The organism is Acidovorax sp. GBBC 1281 (assembly GCF_028473645.1).
Lineage (GTDB): Bacteria > Pseudomonadota > Gammaproteobacteria > Burkholderiales > Burkholderiaceae_C > Paracidovorax.
Map to the genome: position 1 here is coordinate 4,994,143 of NZ_CP097269.1, position 17,164 is coordinate 5,011,306.

Consider the following 17,164-nt stretch of genomic DNA (forward strand, 5'->3'; position numbering starts at 1 on the left):
GGCAATGACCATGGACGACTCCAATGTTCACGAAGATCCCATCGCCGCCTTGGCCGTCTCCCTGGTCAACGCCATCCGCGAGAACCAGCTGGACGAAGCGGAAACCATGCTGGAGGAGCTGAATGCGCTCAGCCCGGACACCGAGGAGTACCTGATCTTTCCGGTGCTCATCGCGATCCAGCGGGGCTACACGCAGGAGGCCCTTCAGTACCTGAACACGCTGGGCGAGGACACCGCCCCGGAACTCAAGGCCCTGTGCCTGAACATCCTGGGCGATCCCACCTGGCACTACCACGCGCAAAGCTGCCTGGAAAGCGGCGACGAGCACGTGCGCAAATCCATGCGCGAGCTGCTCCAGCTGGAACCCGAGATCGCTGGCGATCTCGCATAGGACCGCCGCCATGCTGAAGCTCACTCCCCAGGCCGACCTGGGCGTGTTCTACGACGCGGATTCAGCCCGCTACGCGGCGGGCTGCGCCCAGGACTACACGCAGACGGTCACCCGAGACGCTTTCGCCGCGTTCTACGCCGAATGCCCGTCCATCGGATTCGAGTCCGATGGCGCGCCGATCGGCGGCATCCTGTTCGATGGAGAACAGGCCCACATCGCGGTGCTGCCGCGCTACCACGGCCTCTGGGCCCTGCTGCTCAAGCCGGCACTGCAGTGGCTGTTTTCGCTGAAAGCCGACATTCTGGTCGCGGTGGAGAACGACAACCACCGCTGCCTGCGCTTCATGGAGCGCCATGGCTGGCAGCGGATCGAGGCCCGCGGCGACGACATCATCTACCGCATCACGCCGCAGGGCGGCCTGCGCAAGACCGAGTACCCGCGCCCCCACCGCAACGGCGCGCCGGCCGCGCGTGCGGCGGGCCCCGCCTTCTTCGGAGCATCGCCATGCCTTCACCCTCAATGAGCGCCGCCGAGCGGCAGCCGCCCCAGGCCTGGGGCGCCGGCGCGCACCGGATCGTTCCCCATGACGGCGCGGGCGTTCGCCTGCGGCTCGTGTCCATGGTCCAGCCGCCCATTCTTCTGGACGACGGGTTTCCTCGCTCTTCCGGGCTCTGGGTGTCCAGCAACCTGTTGCTACCCGGTTGCGAGAGCGCTTTGACGCAGCGACACATGGCCGTGCAGGGCCTGCTGGTGCGGCTGGAAGCGCTGGCAGGCCAGGAGGGGCGCGAATTGAACCGCACCCTTCGCCTGTTCTCGGACAACCGGCTTTCGCAGGTGCACGCCAACAGCGCGGACTTCGAGCGCCTGAGCGCTCCCAGCGGCCTGTCGGGCCCGGCCGCGCACCCCGCCTGCGGCGACGCGATCGCGTGCATCGACGAAGAGCGCGAATGGCTGCTGGTCGATGCCCAGAAAGGCTTTCACCCCGGAGGCATGGCCCCTTCGGCGGCACTGATCGCCTCGCTCGTGCGGCTGGCCGAGGTGCCGGTGCATGCACGCCGCCGGCTGGTGGACGCCGGCGACCCCGCAGGCACGATCGAGGCGGCCAAGCCCCTGGTGCTCGAAGCAGCGCGCGCACTGGTGCAGCAAGGACTGGGCGACACGAAGGTCCAGCTGTCGGCGCAGGCCATCGCATTGGCCGAGCATCTGAGCCCGGCCCATCTGATCCAGTGGCTGCTGACCGATGCGGCGCTGCCGTTTCGCGACCAGGCCCTGCCCGCCTGATCCCCGTGGCCCGGCACCCACCGCAGGGGTTCCGGGCCCCAGGGCAGGCTGCTGCAGGCCGCACCCGATCCACGCGTTACCGCTGTCCCCACGGGGGATTTTGAGGGTCGCGAAGAACAGCGTTTGCCCATCCATTCCGTCTCGAATCCCGAGACATCTTTCTCCACCCTGGCAGGGAGCGTGGCCGGAAACCGCCGCCTCCGTTGTCCAACGAAAGCAGCGTCCATGAACACCACGGTCAACGGCTATACAGCCTCTCTCAGCATCAGCATCGGGCGCGCCCAGCCCGGCAAAACGGCGGGCAACACGGCCGCGCAGACCAAGGAGGCCGCAGCGGCCCTGGCGAAATACATGCACCAGAACGGCATCGACACGCAGACGCCGAATGGGCTCTACGGGCTGGCCCGCAACACCTCGGGCCAAACGCCCGAGGACGTCTCGGAAGCGGCGAATTTCATGCTGACCCACCCGGACATCTACGCGCTGCTGGACCCCTCGGGCGGTGACGGTACCGCGGACGTCTCCAGTTTCGACTTCGCGGCGCGCGGCGGCTACGACGCGCAACTGCAGGACAGTGCGCCAGAGAGCGCGGTGCCCATGAACGAGCAGGCCGCCTCCGGCGCCATCGCGGCCTTCATGCGCCAGAACCATGTGCCGTCCATCGACCCCAACACGCTTTTCCAACTGGCCAAGCGGCCCAACAGCGACACCTCGCCCACCGTCTCGGCGGCAGCGAAGTTCATGCTGCAGAACCCCGAGTCCTATCGCCAGATCGAGACGAACGACGGGGGCGCCGCCGACGGCCTGTCGGAATCGGACGACTTCGAGGCGGCCGCCCAGGGTGCCCTTTCGGGGCTTTCGTCGCCCCGGCCCGCCGGTGGCTCCACGCTGCAGCCCCTGGCCGACCAGGACCGTGTAGCGCCGGTGGCGCCCCGCGCCCAGCAACGGTCCGCCCCTGCCGAGCCGCCCATGGACGCGCAGGATGCCTCCCGCATCCTGGCGGATCACATGCTCCAGGGGAGCGCCTCGCCGCTGGCACGCCTGTTCAAGCCCCAGGCGATGACACCCGAACGGCTCTATCAACTGGCCGAGGGGGGCAAGGCCTCGCCCGAGGTGGCGGCGGCGGCGAAATTCATGCTCCAGAACCCCGATGTCTACCGCGCCATCGAAACCCATGACGTGCCTGGCGCGGACGGCAAATCCGGCGTCGGCAACCTGCTGGCGGCTGCGCGGGGGGAGGTCCCCGGCGTGGGCGGCCAGGCCTCCAGCGCCTTGGGCAACGTCCTGCAACTGCTGCGGCAATTGCTGGCGCAGCTCCAGGGCCCGACCGGTCAGTCGCAACCGACACAGGCCCAGCCGATGAACGGCCAGAGCGCGGCACGCGTCCTGGCCGACCACATGGTGCAGGAAGCCGGTGGTGCGCTCCACCTCTTCGGCAAGCGCTTTCTGCCCAAGACCCAGCCCATGACCCCGGACCGCCTGTACCAGTTGAGCCAGGGACAGGGCAAGGTAGCCGAAGCCGCGAAGTACATGCTCCAGCACCCCGACACCTACCGCGCGATCGAAACGCGCGACGTGGCCGGGGCCGACGGCAAGTCCGGCCTGGGCAACCTGCTGGCCGCCGCCCGCGGCGAGATCCCTGCCGTGAAGGGCGCAACGGACTCCCTGGACAGCCTGCAAAAGCTGCTGCAGCAACTGTTGAAGCTGCTGAAGGCCCATGCAGAGCCGAACCCGCCCCTGGACGGCCAGAGCGCAGCACGCGTCCTGGCAGACCACATGGTGCAGGAAGCCGGTGGCGCGCTCCATCTCTTCGGCAAGCGCTTTCTGCCCAAGACCCAGCCCATGACGCCGGACCGCCTGTACCAGCTGAGCCAGGGACAGGGCCAGGTGGCCGAAGCCGCGAAGTACATGCTCCAGCACCCCGACACCTACCGCGCGATCGAAACGCGCGACGTGGCCGGGGCCGACGGCAAGTCCGGCCTGGGCAATCTGCTGGCCGCCGCCCGCGGCGAGATCCCCGGTGTGCAGGGCCGGGCCGGCGGCTCGGCACAAGCCCTCCTGCCGCTGCTGCAACTGCTGCTGCAGCTGCTCAAGGCCACCTCGAACACCCAGCCGCCACTGGATGGACAGAGCGCTGCGCACACCCTGGCCGATCTGCTGCAGCAGCAAGGTGGCACGATGACGCCGGACCGCCTCTACCAGCTGAGCCAGGGCCAAGGCGAGATCGCCGACGCCGCGAAGTTCATGCTCAAGAACCCCGACATCTACCGTGCCATCGAGACGCACGACGTGCCAGGCGCCGACGGCAAGTCCGGCCTGGGCAACCTGTTGGCGGCCGCGCGCGGCGAGATCCCTGGCGTCGAAGGCGGCTCGGCGCAACGCACCGCAGGCGCGAGCCGCTCCGTGCTCGATGCGCTGCTGCAACTCCTGCAGTTGCTCACGGGCCAGGGGACCGCGCAGTCCAACGGCGCTTCGCGGCCCACCCGGCCCGTGCAGCCATCGCCGCTGGACGGCCAAGGCGCCGCGCGCATCCTGGCCGACCACATGCTGGGGTGCCACGCCGGACTGCTGGCGAAGGCTTTCGGCGGCAAGGACATGACGCCGGGCCGCCTCTACCAGCTGGCCGAGAGCGGCACGGCATCGCCCCAAGTCGCCGCAGCTGCGAAGTTCATGCTCCAGAACCCCGACACCTACAAGGCCATCGAGACCCACGATGTACCGGGCGCCGACGGCAGATCGGGTGTCGGCAATCTGCTGGCCGCCGCGCGCGGCGAAGTGCCTGGCGTGGGTGGCATGCCGGCTTCGAGCGCCGGCATCCTCCAGTTGCTGGCCCAGGTGCTTCAGGGCCTTCAGTCCCGTGAGCAGCAGCGCGTGGTGCAGATCGACCTGCGGGTGAGCCTGAGCGTCCAGGTCTCCGTCAAGGCCTGACCGATCCTTCGAAGACGAATGGGGACGATGGCCTGGGTAATGCCCCAGGTCATCGTCCCTTTTTCTTGCCCGCCGCTGCCAAGCGAACGAAAAAAAAGGCCGGCGATCATGTCGCGGCCCTCGTGGAAATCAGGGAAATCAGCGGGTGGCGGGATACCTGTCCAGCACCTTGCGCACGTAATCCTGCGTCTCGCGAAAAGGGGGAATCTTGTAGCCGTGCCGCACGACCGCCCCCTCGCCCGCGTTGTAAGCGGCCAGGACCAGCTCGGTCTGGCCACTGAACTTGTCGGCCAGAAAGCGCAGATAGCGCACCCCGGTCTCGACATTGACGGCGGGCGTGAACAGGTCGGCGGAGGACGGCGCGCCAAAGCGCGCGGCCGTGGCTGGCATCAGTTGCATCAGGCCCAGCGCGCCCTTGGGCGATCGTGCGTTGGGCGCGTAGGCCGACTCCACCTCGATCACGGCCTGAACCAGGTGGGGGTCGATGGCATGGCGGGTGGCGGCCGACTCGATCACCGGCCACAGCGCTTCGTGGCGCCAACGGGGCGTCACCATCGCCGTGGGCCAGACCGCGCCGGACGGCGCGGCACCGGCGGTGCGTGGGGCCCGGATCACGCGCACGCTTGCCACGGCGGCCGCGCTGGCCACGGGATCGTCCGCGTCTGCCGGATCGGCCGGCGGGTCAGGCAGCTCGACCGCCCGGCATTGCCCCACGATCGCCGGATAACGCTTGGCAATGTCGAATGCCACGCGCACCGGATCGGACTCCGGCCCCTTCACCCAGCAGTCGTAGGCAATGAGCGCGTTGGCGCCACACGCCTGCAGCGCCGCCGCTGCCACCAGCGCGTGGCGCTGCCAGCGCACCATCACAACAGGCCCAGGTGGCGCAGCACCGGGGCACGGCTGGCAAAGAAGCAGCGGGCGCTGTGCGCCAGGCGTTCGGCCGGCATCTGGCCCTCGCCCTCGCCTTCGAACCGGTCCCGCATCGCCTGGACCATTTCATCCGCAGTCTGCGCCCCCTGGCAGGCGGCACGGATCTGCGCCATGGCAAGCGGCGACCAGCCCATGGCCTGGCCGCTGGCGGCGCAGGACAGGTAATGCAGTCCATCGTCGTCCGGCCTCTGCATGACCGCCTTGTTGAAGCGCTGCACCGATTCCCGAGCGCTCTCACGCAGTGCCACGGGCAACGCGGGATGCACTTGGGCTTCGTTTTCCAGCAGCATCAAGGCCTCGACGATGAAATCCGCGCCCAGCGATGCCAGCTCGGGCCGGCGGGCCAGTTCGCGGGCGGTGGCGGGGCCTTCTGCCAGTGCATCCAGCAGGCGCAGGGCGGTGGCGCCGTCCACATGGTCGGCGGCGCCATCGGCCAACGGGCTCTCGCGGGTTTCGCTGCGCGCGGTGGCCAGGATCCAGGGCCTGTCCAGGCGGAACTGCGCATGCTGCTGCGCGCTGGCCTGGGGAGCGCCCCGGGTGTACAGATCCCAGCGGAAGGACCGGTTCACCGCGAAGTCGCGCAGGGTCTCCCGCAGCACCGGGTCATCGACCCCCCGCAGCAACTCCCGCGTGGCCGGGGGCAGGATGGCCGCATCCACCTGCTGGGACAGCACCGCGGGCGCTGCGAACTCCAGCCCCGCCTCGGCCATCTCGGCGGCGACCTGGTGAAAGTGCATGGGGTGCCAGTCGGGATTGAAATACTCGTGCGCAGCGTAGTGCGGATCGAGCCGCCGCAGCCCGTACAGGCGCGCCTGCACCGAGAGGTCGTCGGAGAAATAGGCGGGGTTCACCTTGGCGAAATCGTCGAGGAAATCCAGCGTTTGCGACAACCGCTCGATCGGCGTTGCGCTGACCGGAACCTGGCGCAACCCATGCAGGTTCACCAGTTCGCGCAACGGCATCTGCGCGGCCCAGCCGGGCAGTGCGTTGTGGCTCACGAACACGACGCCTCCCGGGCGCAGCCGCTCGGCGATGAAACGCATCACCACCTTGCGCAGCGGGGGCGAGATCCAGGAGTACACGCCGTGCATGGAGATGATGTCCATGGGAGGCAGGTCACGATCGAGCAAGGTCTCGAAGGCGTCTTCGAACACCTCCACGTTCGACAGGCCCGCGTCCCGGGCCAGTTCGTTGGCATAGGCGACGTGATGGGGGTTGAAGTCGTTGCCGTAAAAGCGCATGTTCGGAAAGCAAGCCGCATGCGCCACCAGCGGCAGGCCGAACCCCATGCCCAGCTCGAAGCAGTTCAGGGGGGCCGACAGATCGGGGCCGCACACGCCGCGGGACTCCAGGGCCACGCTCATCTGCGCGGGCGAGAGGGCGCGGTAGTAACCGCGGGTATAGGGTTCGCTGCGCACGTCGAGCACGGCGGGCTGGGGTGATTTCATCGGTCTTCCTCTGAGCGTTGGGACGGTGACAGGGCGTGTGCACCTTCGCTTTTCGCGAAAGGCACCAACGGCTGCGCCCATTGCAGCCGCAACGCGCGGCCAGACCGGTCCAACAGTCGAAACGATGGCCGGAAAGGCGAAGCAGAGGCGCCATGTCGCACCCTGCCCACCCCATGCCGCGCATGCCGACGCCCCTACCGGTGCCCTTGGTGACGGCCCTGGCGACGGGCCCTGAACCACCGAAATCATGGCCTTCGCGCCGCGGGCCGTGTCTTCGCCTGCGGTGCCGCGACGGCGGTGCCCCCCACCTACTCTTCGTTTGCCAGACAACGAACCGGAGTACTGCGTTGAAGTCCACCGCCCCCATCCCTCGCAAGCCATCCGCCCCCTCGGCCTGCGGCATGGGAGCCGTTCAGCGCGACACCCTCGCCGCCGTGCTGCTCGCCCTGTCTCTCACCGGGTCCGCTCTCGCACAGCCCTCCATGGGCTACATGAAGATGTCCCACCAGTTGGGCAGCCTCTCCAGCATTTCCGCGTCCGCCAACCCCTTCGCCGTTCCGGCGACGGACCGCCCCCAGGGCGATGCCGCCGTGGCCACCCGGCCCGTCACCATGCCATCGGCCCGGGCCACATCGCTGTCCGCCGCGCAGGCCCTGCCCCTGCCACCCAGCGCCATCGAACCGGCGGCCTGGGAGAAAGGCCGATTCGTCTACCGGGCGGAGAACAAGCGGATTGCGGACGTGCTGCAAGACTTCGCCGCCAGCCGCGGCACCCCAGCCATCGTGGCCGACGGGGTGGACGGCGTGGTCAACGCCAACTTCGATCTCAAGCCGCGCGAATTCCTCGACAGCGTCTCCCGGGCCTACAACCTGTTGTGGTATCACGATGGGTCGGCGCTGTACTTCTATCCGGGCCGCTCCATGCAAAGCCGCATGTTCCGGCTCAAGGGTTTCAACCGGGAACAAGTGGCTGAGCTGCTGCAGTCGTTCGACCTGGGCGACAAGCGCTACCCCATCCGGTTCAACGAGGCCAGCAGCACGCTGTATGCGTCCGGCCCGCCTCGGCACCTGGAACTGGTGAGTTCGGCCCTCGAAGCACTCGACGCGGGCGTGACCGACAACAACGCCCGTACGGCGCGCGTCTTCTCGCTCCAGTTCGCCTCGGCAGGCGACCGGGCCGTGGGCAACACCACCGTGCCGGGGGTCGCCTCCATGCTGCGCAAGCTCTACGGTGAGCGCGAAAAGGAAGGCGCCAGCATCGCCCCCCTGGTGCGGATGATGGACAAGGACACCGACAACACGCGCAAGAAGCTCGGTGCGTACATTCCCCTGCCTTCGGCCAACCAGTTCCTGCCCCCGTTGCCGCGCGCCACCAACCAGGACGCCAGCACGCCAGCGTCCGACCTGCGGCCGCTGACGCCCCCTGCGAAGAACCCCGAAGAAGACAACCAGCCGCGCTTCGAGGCCGACGAGGGCACGAACTCGGTCGTGGTTTTCGGTCGCGCCGACCGCATGGCGGAGTTCGAGACCCTGATCCGCCGGCTCGACCAAAAGCCCCAGCTGGTCGAACTGGAAGCCACCATCATCGAGGTCAACTCCGATAGCGTGGATGCGCTGGGCGTGAACTGGACCTTGCGGGGCAGCGACACCAACATCAGCATGAACCTGTCCAACAGCCTCATGCCTGCCGCAGCGCTGGGCACGATCGTGGCCGACGCGGGCCGCCATCTGCTGGCCCGTGTGAACGCCCTGCAGGGCGAGGGGAAGGCCCGCGTCCTGTCCAAGCCGTCCGTCATGGGCGTCGCCAACCGGACCGCCGTCATGCGCGAAAAACGCGTGGCAACGGTGCGTGTGGCCGGCAACCTGGAAGCCAACCTGTTCCAGATCGAGGCCGGCACGCTGCTGGAGATGACGCCGCAGGTCACCCGCATGGACGGCAGCAACAACATCAAGCTCACGCTCTACATCGAAGACGGAGCATTCGAGACGAACGTGGTGGACCAGGTCCCCATCGTGAAGAAAACCGAAATCCGCACCGAAGCCCATGTGCGCGAGGGCGAGAGCCTGCTCATCGGGGGCATCACCGTGGAGTCGGAGCAATCCCAGAACAACGCCGTTCCCGGGCTTTCCAAGCTGCCGCTCGTGGGCGGGGCATTTCGCAACAACGAGCGCCAGACGCAGCGCACCGAGCGGCTTTTCCTCATCACTCCGCGCCTTCTCAACAACGGCTCGCCCGCCGCCCCTGTCGCCTTTTTGAACGAGGTTCGCAAGCCATGAAGCAGCTTCGCATACTGACCGGCCAGCATGCCGGCGCACAGATAAATTTGACTTCAACGCGCTACCTGATCAGCGCGGAAGACGCAGCAGATATCCAGCTCACCGACTGGACTTCGGATGCGATGTTGATCGAAGCGGGAGAGGACGGAATGATTCAGTTCGCGCTGTCGCCACAAGGCTCTGCACCGGCATGGCTCCCCATGGAGGACTTCACGCCCCATCGCATGGGTGACATCGTGCTGTGTACCGGCCCCGGCAACGCCACCTGGCCCGCCAGCGTCGATCTGATCGCCCGTCTCAGCCAGGTCCCCGTGGTCGGTCCCCAACGCCGCAAGGTGTCGCCGGTGGTGCTTTCAGCGGTGGTGGGAACCGCGCTCATGACCGCGGCGCTGAGCGCGGCCGTCGCGCCGTTGAGCCCCTCCAAGAAGGATCGCCCCGCCACCGACTCCGTCGCACGTGAGGCGGCGCCCAAGGAGCCGCTCCTGGTGCGGGTTCAGCGCGCCCTGGCGACGGCCCCGGTCTCCGGGCTGGAGGTGATTGCCCAGGCGGATGGCGTCATCGTGCGCGGCCTGCTGGCCGAAGCCTCGGATGCCGACACGGTACGCCAGCTGCTGGCGCCCTTCAAGTCGGAACGCATCGTGCACGCCTATGCGACCAGCACCGAAGTGGAGCAGAGCATCGCCGACGCGATTGCACGTCCGGGACTCCGAGTCCACCACCTGGGCGAAGGGCGCTTCAACGTCACCGGCGACACGCAGAACCTGTCGGCGCTCAAGGACAGCGCCACGCGCATCGCGTCCGACCTGGCACCGCTGGTCAAGCGGATCGACGTGAGCGCAGCAGAACTGCCCCCTGCAGGCGTCAAGCGCATGAGCGCGCTGATGAACACCGGGGACCTGCAGTACGTACAGACACGCGACGGCGTGAAGCACCTCTCGCCGCCGAATGCAGAGAGCCTGGCCGCCAACGACTGGTCGGTTTCCCGTTAACCCTTCACCCAACGAACGCCAACACCATGACTGCTTCCAACGAATCCATCATCTTCAGCGACCTCGCCAACCTGGACCAGGCGCTCACCGAGGACAAGAGTGGCGACCGTGCGCGGGCCATGATCCGCTACTTCGCGGAGATCGCGGATGAGAGCAGCGCCATGCTGAAGTCCACCCAGGTGGACGCCGAGCGCCAGCTCGTCACGCAGCTGATCCAGGCGTTCTACGCGTCGCAGCGCGTGATCCAGCGGATCTGGGAAACCCTGCACGGCACCACCCTGGCCGTCTGAGACACAAGGAGCCCCTCCATGCTGGTCCTCGAAGCACCCACCGCGGCCAAGAGCGCATATCCGGTGATCTACCGCAACCTCATGACCGTGGGCTTGCTGGGCACGATCTACCGGGTGGGCGAAGACGCGCAAACCATCCACTCCACCGTCGAGATGACGCTCGAAGATGCCCACGGCTACTCGCTTTACCGCACCGTTGCCATGGCGATGGCCGGCCAGCTGGGCGAAGCGCGGGAGGCCCTCGCAGCGCGCATCGAGGAAGAGCCTCAGAACGGCGAGAACAAGATCGCCATGGCCGTCGCGATGCTCTTTGGCGGCGACCGGGGGTGGCGCTACTGGATCGACAACGTGCTGGCCACCCACGCAGACCAGGAGGTGCGCGAAGCCGCCTTCGGGGTGCTGAAGTACGTGGGACAGCAAGGCCGGAGGGCCTCCCTGCACTGAACCGAAATTGGCACGGCGGCATCCGGCCGTCATGCCTCACCGAATGGAGGCCGCGCGGTGTGGCCTTCAATAACGCGGAATGTTCCGCACTTCACAAAGGAATTCATTATGTCTACCAGCAGACCCGATGGCGATACCCGTGCCCTGATGGCCCGCATGCAGCAGCAGCAAAACAACCAGAACGCCATGACGGCACTGCAAGCCGATCTGAGCGAGCAGCAAGGCAAGAACGCCGTCGTCTCCAACATGGCCGACGCGTTCCAAAAGAACTCCAAGGCCCTGTCGGACAAGCAAGCGCAAGGCGCGGGCTAAAGCAGCATCGCGCCATGGGCCGAAAAACGCTCATGGCGCTGCACTTCGTTTCCTCAACGTTCACTTCACAAAGGAATTCATTATGTCTACCAGCAGACCCGATGGCGATACCCGTGCCCTGATGGCCCGCATGCAGCAGCAGCAAAACAACCAGAACGCCATGACGGCACTGCAAGCCGATCTGAGCGAGCAGCAAGGCAAGAACGCCGTCGTCTCCAACATGGCCGACGCGTTCCAAAAGAACTCCAAGGCCCTGTCGGACAAGCAAGCGCAAGGCGCGGGCTAAAGCAGCATCGCGCCATGGGCCGAAAAACGCTCATGGCGCTGCACTTCGTTTCCTCAACGTTCACTTCACAAAGGAATTCATTATGTCTACCAGCAGACCCGATGGCGATACCCGTGCCCTGATGGCCCGCATGCAGCAGCAGCAAAACAACCAGAACGCCATGACGGCACTGCAAGCCGATCTGAGCGAGCAGCAAGGCAAGAACGCCGTCGTCTCCAACATGGCCGACGCGTTCCAAAAGAACTCCAAGGCCCTGTCGGACAAGCAAGCGCAAGGCGCGGGCTGATGCTTCATCGCGCCATGGGCCGCACCGCTCATGGCGCAGCAAAGCCTTTTACTTTTTCCCTCACAGGAGAGCCCCCATGGTCAACAAAGCAGATGGCGACACCAAGGCCCTGATGGCCCGCATGCAGCAGCAGCAGGACAACCAGAACGCCATGACGGAACTGCAAGCCAAGCTAAGCGAGAGGCAAGGCCGCAACTCCGTCATCTCCAACATGGCCGACGCGTTCCAGAAAAGCTCCAAGAGCATGACGGACAAGCTTGCGCAGGCTGCGGGATGAAGCGATCGGATCCTCTTTGGATCCAAGGCGTTTCCCCCGCGCATGGATTGCAAGCCTGCCCTCAGCCGCCGCAGGCCATGCCACCTTTCATCACCACGATCGTGACCCTTCTGGCTTGCGCTTCGTACGTCGTACTGGTGAGCGCCGAGGCGGACCATCGACCGACGCCGGCGCAGGGCTGTACGCGAGCCCAGGCCGTCTATGCAGAAGAAACAGGAGTGTTTTTATGAATCCGAAATTTGAGCGCAAGGAATTCGTTACCGCGCTGATCAAACTGGTCTACCGGACCATCGCCCAGGGCATGAACGACGAGGCGTCGGACATCCTTGCCGGAATCCGCACGCTGCGCCCCAAAGTGGCGGAGCTGGACATGATCGATGGCTGGATTTCCTTCCGGCGCGGCGCCTACCGCGAATGCATCCAGCGCGTGCGCACCCTGGAGAACCACCCGGAGCAGTGGGGTTCCGCGAAAGCCATGATCGCCAACTGCCAATACATGCTGGGCGATCGCACATGGGAGATGACGCTGAACGAGCTGGAGCAAGGCAACGCCGGCCCGGATGCACTCGAACTGGTCAGCGGCCTGGTCATCAACCGGGCCCGGGCCGCGGGCACGTTCCAGGAAACCACCGAGGCACCCAAGCCCGCCGAGGCCGCCAGCGTTTCCGCGTTCCAGATGCCTTTCATGTTCATGCGCGCCTGACACCCCTTCATTTCCGGAGAATCCACCATGGACCCCATCGGCAGCATTGGCGCGGCATCCAGTTCCCTCATCGTCGATCAGGCGTCCAGCCCCTCGATGAACATGAGCGCCGTCGCGGAAAAATTCGCCCGCATGATGAAGGACGCGCCCCCGCTGTCCTCCGTGGAGACCGAGAGCCCGTCCACGCTGGGCAAGATGCTGATCAATCAGGACGAGTCCATCCGCAAGGAGATCCAGGACACGGCGGCGCTCATGCAGGCTGCGATCCAGCAGCCGCCCGGGGTGGACCTGACGGCGTACCAGGTCACTCTGATGTACCAGTTCGCCGGCACCCATTTCCAGGTCCAGGCGATGAGCAGCCTTGCGCAAACCGCCAAGACCGGCCTGCAAACGCTCATGCGCAACCAATAACCCCCTTTCAGCGAAGCACCCATCATGGCGCCATCCCTCTGCTCCCGCGCGGCGACCTACCGCCAGTTCGCGCGCCGCGCGCTGATCCCGCTGCTACTGTTGCTGGCCCTCACCGGCTGCAAGACGGACCTCTACACCAAGCAGACGGAGACCGATGCCAACGACATGGTGGCCGCCCTGCTGGAAAGCGGCGTGCAGGTGAGCAAGGCCACCACGGATGCCGGCAAGACCTGGAACGTGCAGGTCTACCAGGACGATGTGGTTCGCTCGCTGACCGTGTTGCGGTCCTATGGCCTGCCCCGCGAGCGCCACGTCACGCTCGGCGAGATGTTCAAGAAGGAAGGCCTCATCTCCACGCCGACCGAAGAACGGGTGCGCTTCATCTATGGTGTGGCCCAGCAGCTGGAGGCCACGCTGTCGCAGATCGACGGCGTCGTCACCGCACGGGTGCACATCGTGCTGCCCAACAACGACCCCTTGGCATCCTCGGTCAAGCCGGCCAGCGCCTCGGTCTTCATCAAGTACCGCGAGAGCGCCAACCTGGCAGGGCTGGTCGCCGGCATCAAGAACATGGTGGCACGCAGCGTCGAAGGGCTGGCCTATGAAAACGTGACCGTCACACTGGTGCCGGGCATGCCTTTGAGCCCTGCCGTGCTGAAGGAAGAGTCCAACAACAGCCTGTGGATCGGCCTGGCCGCCGTGCTGTTCGTCCTTGCCGCGGCGGGTGGATGGCTGGCCTGGAAGCGCCCCGCATGGCTTCCAGCGCCGCTGCGGCGCAAGGAAGCCAGCGCATCGCAACCCGCCGCCGATGCCGCCAAACCCATTCCGGTGTCGACCACAACGGCCGCGGGAGCCTCGGCATGACGCCCCTCCCCGACACGGCCGATGGCCTGGGGCAGCGGCCATGAGCCGGGCCAGCCAACTCGCCTCGCTGGCGCAGGCGCTCCAGCTGCGGCTCGAAGCCCTGCACGAAGGCATGGACCCGAGCTGGCGTGCCCCGCTCGGACTGGCGCAATCCGCCCAGGACTGGGACCAGGGGGCCGTGGGACAGCGCATGTCCATTGCGCTGTATGAACGCAGCTGCGGCCCCCTGCCCCCCCTGCCCTCCCTGGACCACCCCGCCAGCCGTCTCGCGCTGATGGACCGGAAAAAAATGCTATCGCGGTTGTGCGCTCTCGCGCTGCTGGGACGGCCCGGTGTGCTGCGCTGCTGCGTCGAGCGCACATCGCGGGCCGCGCTGCAGCAATGCCTGGGACCGGCCTACGGCGCCTTGCGCGGCCTTCAGGAAGGCACGCCCGTGCCCAGTGAAGTCGCAGCGTGGACGCCCCTCGCGTGGGCCTGGGTCGGTTACCGCGAGCTGGTGCGGGAAGGCGTGTGGCCAGACCGGGGGTTGCGCCGGCTGGCCCGCTTGTCCCTGCCCCTGTCGCGGCAGGACGAGCCCCGCGCCGGGCATGTGCCGGCGGCACTCAGTCCGGCCCATGCCCGCCTGGAGCGTCTGGAATCCCTGTTCGAAGGCACACCATGCTGATCTGGTCCAACCCGAGTGGCGCCCACCTGCGCACCGATACCGGCATCCTTCGGGCCGATGAAATCCCCACGGTGACCGGCGTGCTGGGGCTGCTGGAGAGCGTCCGAAATGAATGCGCCGCCATCCGCGAGGAAGCCCAAGCGCAGGCACTGCACACCGCCGAAGAAGCCGAACAGTCGGCCCAGGCCCTGCTGCAGCAAGCGCGGGAAGAGGCCGAAGCCCTGGTGGACGAGGCCCGGCGGGAGGCCGCTGCCGAGCGGGAACTGGGCTACGCCCATGGCGAGCGCGAAGCCGCCGCGCGGTGGCACGGCCGCTTCGCGCAGCTCAAGGCCACGCATGAAGCCGCCTGGCACGCCATGGACACCCAGCTGGCCGGCGTGGTCGCGCTGGCCGTCGAGCGCATCGTGCAGTCCGAATCGCGCGAAGCCCTGTTCCGGCGCGCCTTGTGGACCGTGAAGGATGCGCTGCGCCAGGCCGGAACGGCCAGCCTTCGCGTTCACCCGGACGAGGCCGACGCGGCACGCACCGCCATTGCCTCGGCCGTGCGTGGGCCGAACGAACCCGAGGTGCGCATCGAGACCGACGCGTCGCTCGCGCTGGGCTCCTGCATCTTCGAGTCCGACATCGGCCGGCTCGACACCAGCCTCGGCGTGCAGCTCGCTGGTGTGCGCTCTGCACTGGAGCGGGCCACCCGGTTGGCGATGGCCAATGCTTCGCAGGAAGCCAGTACGCCGCCAGACCCCGAAGAGATCGAGATGGAACCTTTGCATGAGGTCCAGCCGCCGTCCGCCCACGAAGCCACGGGGTGGCTGGAGACGGAGGCGGAGGAGCCTCTCGTACCCGAGGATCCGCTGGACACAGAAGATCCTGAGTCCGAGCAAACCCTGGTATCCGTTGCACAGCCTCTGGCCCAGAGGGCAGACGCTTCGCCCAACTGGTTCTCATCCGCCAAGCCGTTGGAAGACGAAGACGATGCGACGGACTGGCTCGAAACCCTGGACCCGATGAACGGGACTGCCGGCGACGGCGATGACGAAGAGGAAAAGCACCATGCTTGAAGTCTCCGGACTGCCCCAATGGATGGAGCAGGAAATTGCCTCCGCGACGATCGTTCGCCGCAGTGGCAAGGTCGTCGAGGTGATCGGCACCTTGATGCGCGTGACCGGCCTGGACGCCAAGCTCGGCGAGCTTTGCCATGTGCTCGATGAAAGCGGTGGCTTGCTGCAGGCCGCCGAGGTGATCGGCTTTGCCAACGGCCAGAGCATCCTGTCGCCGTTCGGATCGATCCTTGGCGTGCGGGGCGGCTCGGCGGTGGTCGGCCTGGGCGAGGTGCTGTCCGTCCCTGTGGGGCCCAAACTGCTGGGCCGGGTAATCGACAGCCTGGGCCAGCCCATCGATGGCAAGGGCCCGCTCGATTGCCTCGAGCGCCGCCCGGTGTTCGCCCTTCCACCCACCCCGATGGAGCGGGAAATGATCGAGCACCCCTTGCCCACCGGCGTGAAGGCCATCGATGCCCTGCTCACCCTGGGCGAAGGCCAGCGCATGGGCATCTTCGCCCCGGCGGGTGTCGGCAAGAGCACGTTGATGGGCATGTTGGCGCGTGGCACGGAGTGCGACATCAGCGTGATTGCGCTCATCGGCGAACGGGGCCGCGAAGTGCGCGAATTCGTCGAGTTCATTCTGGGCGAAGAAGGCATGGCGCGGTCCGTGGTGGTGTGCGCCACCTCCGATCGGTCGTCCAGCGAACGCGCCAAGGCAGCCCACGTGGCCACCGCCGTGGCCGAGTACTACCGGGACCAGGGCCTGAAGGTGCTGCTCATGATGGACTCGCTCACCCGCTTCGCCCGCGCGCAGCGGGAAATCGGCCTGGCAGCGGGCGAGCCTCCCGCGCGGCGCGGCTTCCCGCCCTCGGTGTTCGCCGAGATCCCCCGCCTGCTGGAGCGGGCCGGCATGGGTGCGGTGGGCTCGATCACGGCGCTGTACACCATTCTTTACGAGGACGAGAGCGGTGGCGACCCGATCTCCGAGGAAGTGCGAGGCATTCTGGACGGCCACATGATCCTGTCGCGCAAGATCGCGGCGCGCAACCAGTACCCGGCCATCGATGTGCTGGGCAGCCTGAGCCGCGTGATGTCGCAGATCGTGCCCAAGGACCATCAGCAGGCGGGAGGACACTTTCGCCGCCTCATGGCGAAATACGACGAGATCGAACCGCTGGTGCAGATGGGAGAGTACAAGCCCGGCAACGATGCGCTCGCGGACGAGGCCATGCAGAAAATGCCCCAGATCCTGGATTTCCTAAACCAGGCCACATCGGATCTCTGGGATTTCGACCGATCGGTGGGCACCCTGGCACAGGTGGCCAACGGCTGACCCCTCGG

Annotated in this window: 20 protein-coding genes; 18 read left to right on the forward strand and 2 right to left on the reverse strand. The window is 66.9% G+C overall.

Features of this window, described 5'->3' with window-relative positions:
* The first annotated feature begins 10 nt into the window (after positions 1-10).
* The 4 genes from M5C96_RS23375 to M5C96_RS23390 all read left to right on the forward strand — a co-directional run bounded on the left by M5C96_RS23375 (position 11) and on the right by M5C96_RS23390 (position 4,600).
* The gene (locus M5C96_RS23375) at positions 11-391 is read left to right on the forward strand and encodes an HrpB1 family type III secretion system apparatus protein (RefSeq protein ID WP_272565598.1); all 381 of its coding nucleotides are present in this window, start codon (positions 11-13) and stop codon (positions 389-391) included.
* 10 nt (positions 392-401) lie between these two features.
* Entirely contained in the window at positions 402-914 is a 513-nt protein-coding gene (locus M5C96_RS23380; RefSeq protein ID WP_272565601.1) for a GNAT family N-acetyltransferase, read from the forward strand.
* Positions 896-1,672 (forward strand): hypothetical protein, encoded by a 777-nt coding sequence (locus M5C96_RS23385; protein WP_272565604.1) that lies wholly within the window; start codon positions 896-898, stop codon positions 1,670-1,672. The genes M5C96_RS23380 and M5C96_RS23385 overlap by 19 nt, the downstream gene beginning before the upstream one ends.
* A 225-nt stretch (positions 1,673-1,897) precedes the next feature.
* Complete coding sequence (locus M5C96_RS23390; RefSeq protein ID WP_272565605.1) at positions 1,898-4,600, forward strand: hypothetical protein; 2,703 nt, start codon at positions 1,898-1,900, stop codon at positions 4,598-4,600.
* Positions 4,601-4,738: 138 nt separating this feature from the next.
* Here the strand turns inward: M5C96_RS23390 and M5C96_RS23395 are convergent, their stop codons facing one another.
* Complete coding sequence (locus M5C96_RS23395) at positions 4,739-5,467, reverse strand: lytic transglycosylase domain-containing protein (protein WP_272565607.1); 729 nt, start codon at positions 5,465-5,467, stop codon at positions 4,739-4,741.
* Entirely contained in the window at positions 5,467-6,981 is a 1,515-nt protein-coding gene (locus M5C96_RS23400) for a class I SAM-dependent methyltransferase (protein ID WP_272565608.1), read from the reverse strand. The genes M5C96_RS23395 and M5C96_RS23400 overlap by 1 nt, the downstream gene beginning before the upstream one ends.
* A 347-nt stretch (positions 6,982-7,328) precedes the next feature.
* Between M5C96_RS23400 and sctC the strand changes: the two genes are divergently transcribed.
* From sctC to sctN, 14 genes are all read left to right on the forward strand, one after another.
* The gene (gene sctC / locus M5C96_RS23405; protein ID WP_272565610.1) at positions 7,329-9,257 is read left to right on the forward strand and encodes a type III secretion system outer membrane ring subunit SctC; all 1,929 of its coding nucleotides are present in this window, start codon (positions 7,329-7,331) and stop codon (positions 9,255-9,257) included.
* Positions 9,254-10,246, forward strand: a complete 993-nt coding sequence (locus M5C96_RS23410; protein ID WP_272565613.1) for a secretion protein — start codon at positions 9,254-9,256, stop codon at positions 10,244-10,246. The genes sctC and M5C96_RS23410 overlap by 4 nt, the downstream gene beginning before the upstream one ends.
* 26 nt (positions 10,247-10,272) lie before the next feature.
* On the forward strand, positions 10,273-10,536 hold the full coding sequence (locus tag M5C96_RS23415) for a hypothetical protein (protein WP_272565616.1): 264 nt from the start codon (positions 10,273-10,275) through the stop codon (positions 10,534-10,536).
* A gap of 18 nt (positions 10,537-10,554) precedes the next feature.
* On the forward strand, positions 10,555-10,980 hold the full coding sequence (locus tag M5C96_RS23420) for a hypothetical protein (RefSeq protein WP_272565618.1): 426 nt from the start codon (positions 10,555-10,557) through the stop codon (positions 10,978-10,980).
* 108 nt (positions 10,981-11,088) lie between these two features.
* Positions 11,089-11,292, forward strand: a complete 204-nt coding sequence (locus M5C96_RS23425; protein ID WP_272565620.1) for a hypothetical protein — start codon at positions 11,089-11,091, stop codon at positions 11,290-11,292.
* An 82-nt stretch (positions 11,293-11,374) separates the two neighbouring features.
* Entirely contained in the window at positions 11,375-11,578 is a 204-nt protein-coding gene (locus M5C96_RS23430; RefSeq protein ID WP_272565620.1) for a hypothetical protein, read from the forward strand.
* Between the two features lie 82 nt (positions 11,579-11,660).
* A complete protein-coding gene (locus M5C96_RS23435; RefSeq protein ID WP_272565620.1) occupies positions 11,661-11,864 on the forward strand; it encodes a hypothetical protein in 204 nt (67 codons plus the stop codon).
* 76 nt (positions 11,865-11,940) lie between these two features.
* Positions 11,941-12,141, forward strand: a complete 201-nt coding sequence (locus M5C96_RS23440) for a hypothetical protein (RefSeq protein ID WP_272565621.1) — start codon at positions 11,941-11,943, stop codon at positions 12,139-12,141.
* Between the two features lie 226 nt (positions 12,142-12,367).
* The gene (locus M5C96_RS23445) at positions 12,368-12,844 is read left to right on the forward strand and encodes an HrpB1 family type III secretion system apparatus protein (RefSeq protein ID WP_272565622.1); all 477 of its coding nucleotides are present in this window, start codon (positions 12,368-12,370) and stop codon (positions 12,842-12,844) included.
* A gap of 27 nt (positions 12,845-12,871) precedes the next feature.
* Positions 12,872-13,255, forward strand: coding sequence for a type III secretion protein (locus M5C96_RS23450; RefSeq protein ID WP_272565623.1), 384 nt, complete (start codon positions 12,872-12,874; stop codon positions 13,253-13,255).
* Between the two features lie 24 nt (positions 13,256-13,279).
* The gene (gene sctJ / locus M5C96_RS23455; RefSeq protein WP_272565625.1) at positions 13,280-14,119 is read left to right on the forward strand and encodes a type III secretion system inner membrane ring lipoprotein SctJ; all 840 of its coding nucleotides are present in this window, start codon (positions 13,280-13,282) and stop codon (positions 14,117-14,119) included.
* A 40-nt stretch (positions 14,120-14,159) separates the two neighbouring features.
* Positions 14,160-14,783, forward strand: coding sequence for a type III secretion protein HrpB4 (locus M5C96_RS23460; RefSeq protein ID WP_272565627.1), 624 nt, complete (start codon positions 14,160-14,162; stop codon positions 14,781-14,783).
* Positions 14,777-15,841: a type III secretion system stator protein SctL gene (gene sctL, locus M5C96_RS23465; RefSeq protein WP_272565630.1), complete on the forward strand. Its 1,065-nt coding sequence runs from the start codon at positions 14,777-14,779 to the stop codon at positions 15,839-15,841. The genes M5C96_RS23460 and sctL overlap by 7 nt, the downstream gene beginning before the upstream one ends.
* Positions 15,834-17,156 carry a type III secretion system ATPase SctN gene (sctN, locus tag M5C96_RS23470; RefSeq protein WP_272565633.1) on the forward strand — a complete coding sequence of 441 codons (1,323 nt, stop codon included), beginning with the start codon at positions 15,834-15,836 and terminating at the stop codon, positions 17,154-17,156. The genes sctL and sctN overlap by 8 nt, the downstream gene beginning before the upstream one ends.
* The last annotated feature ends 8 nt before the right edge of the window (positions 17,157-17,164 follow it).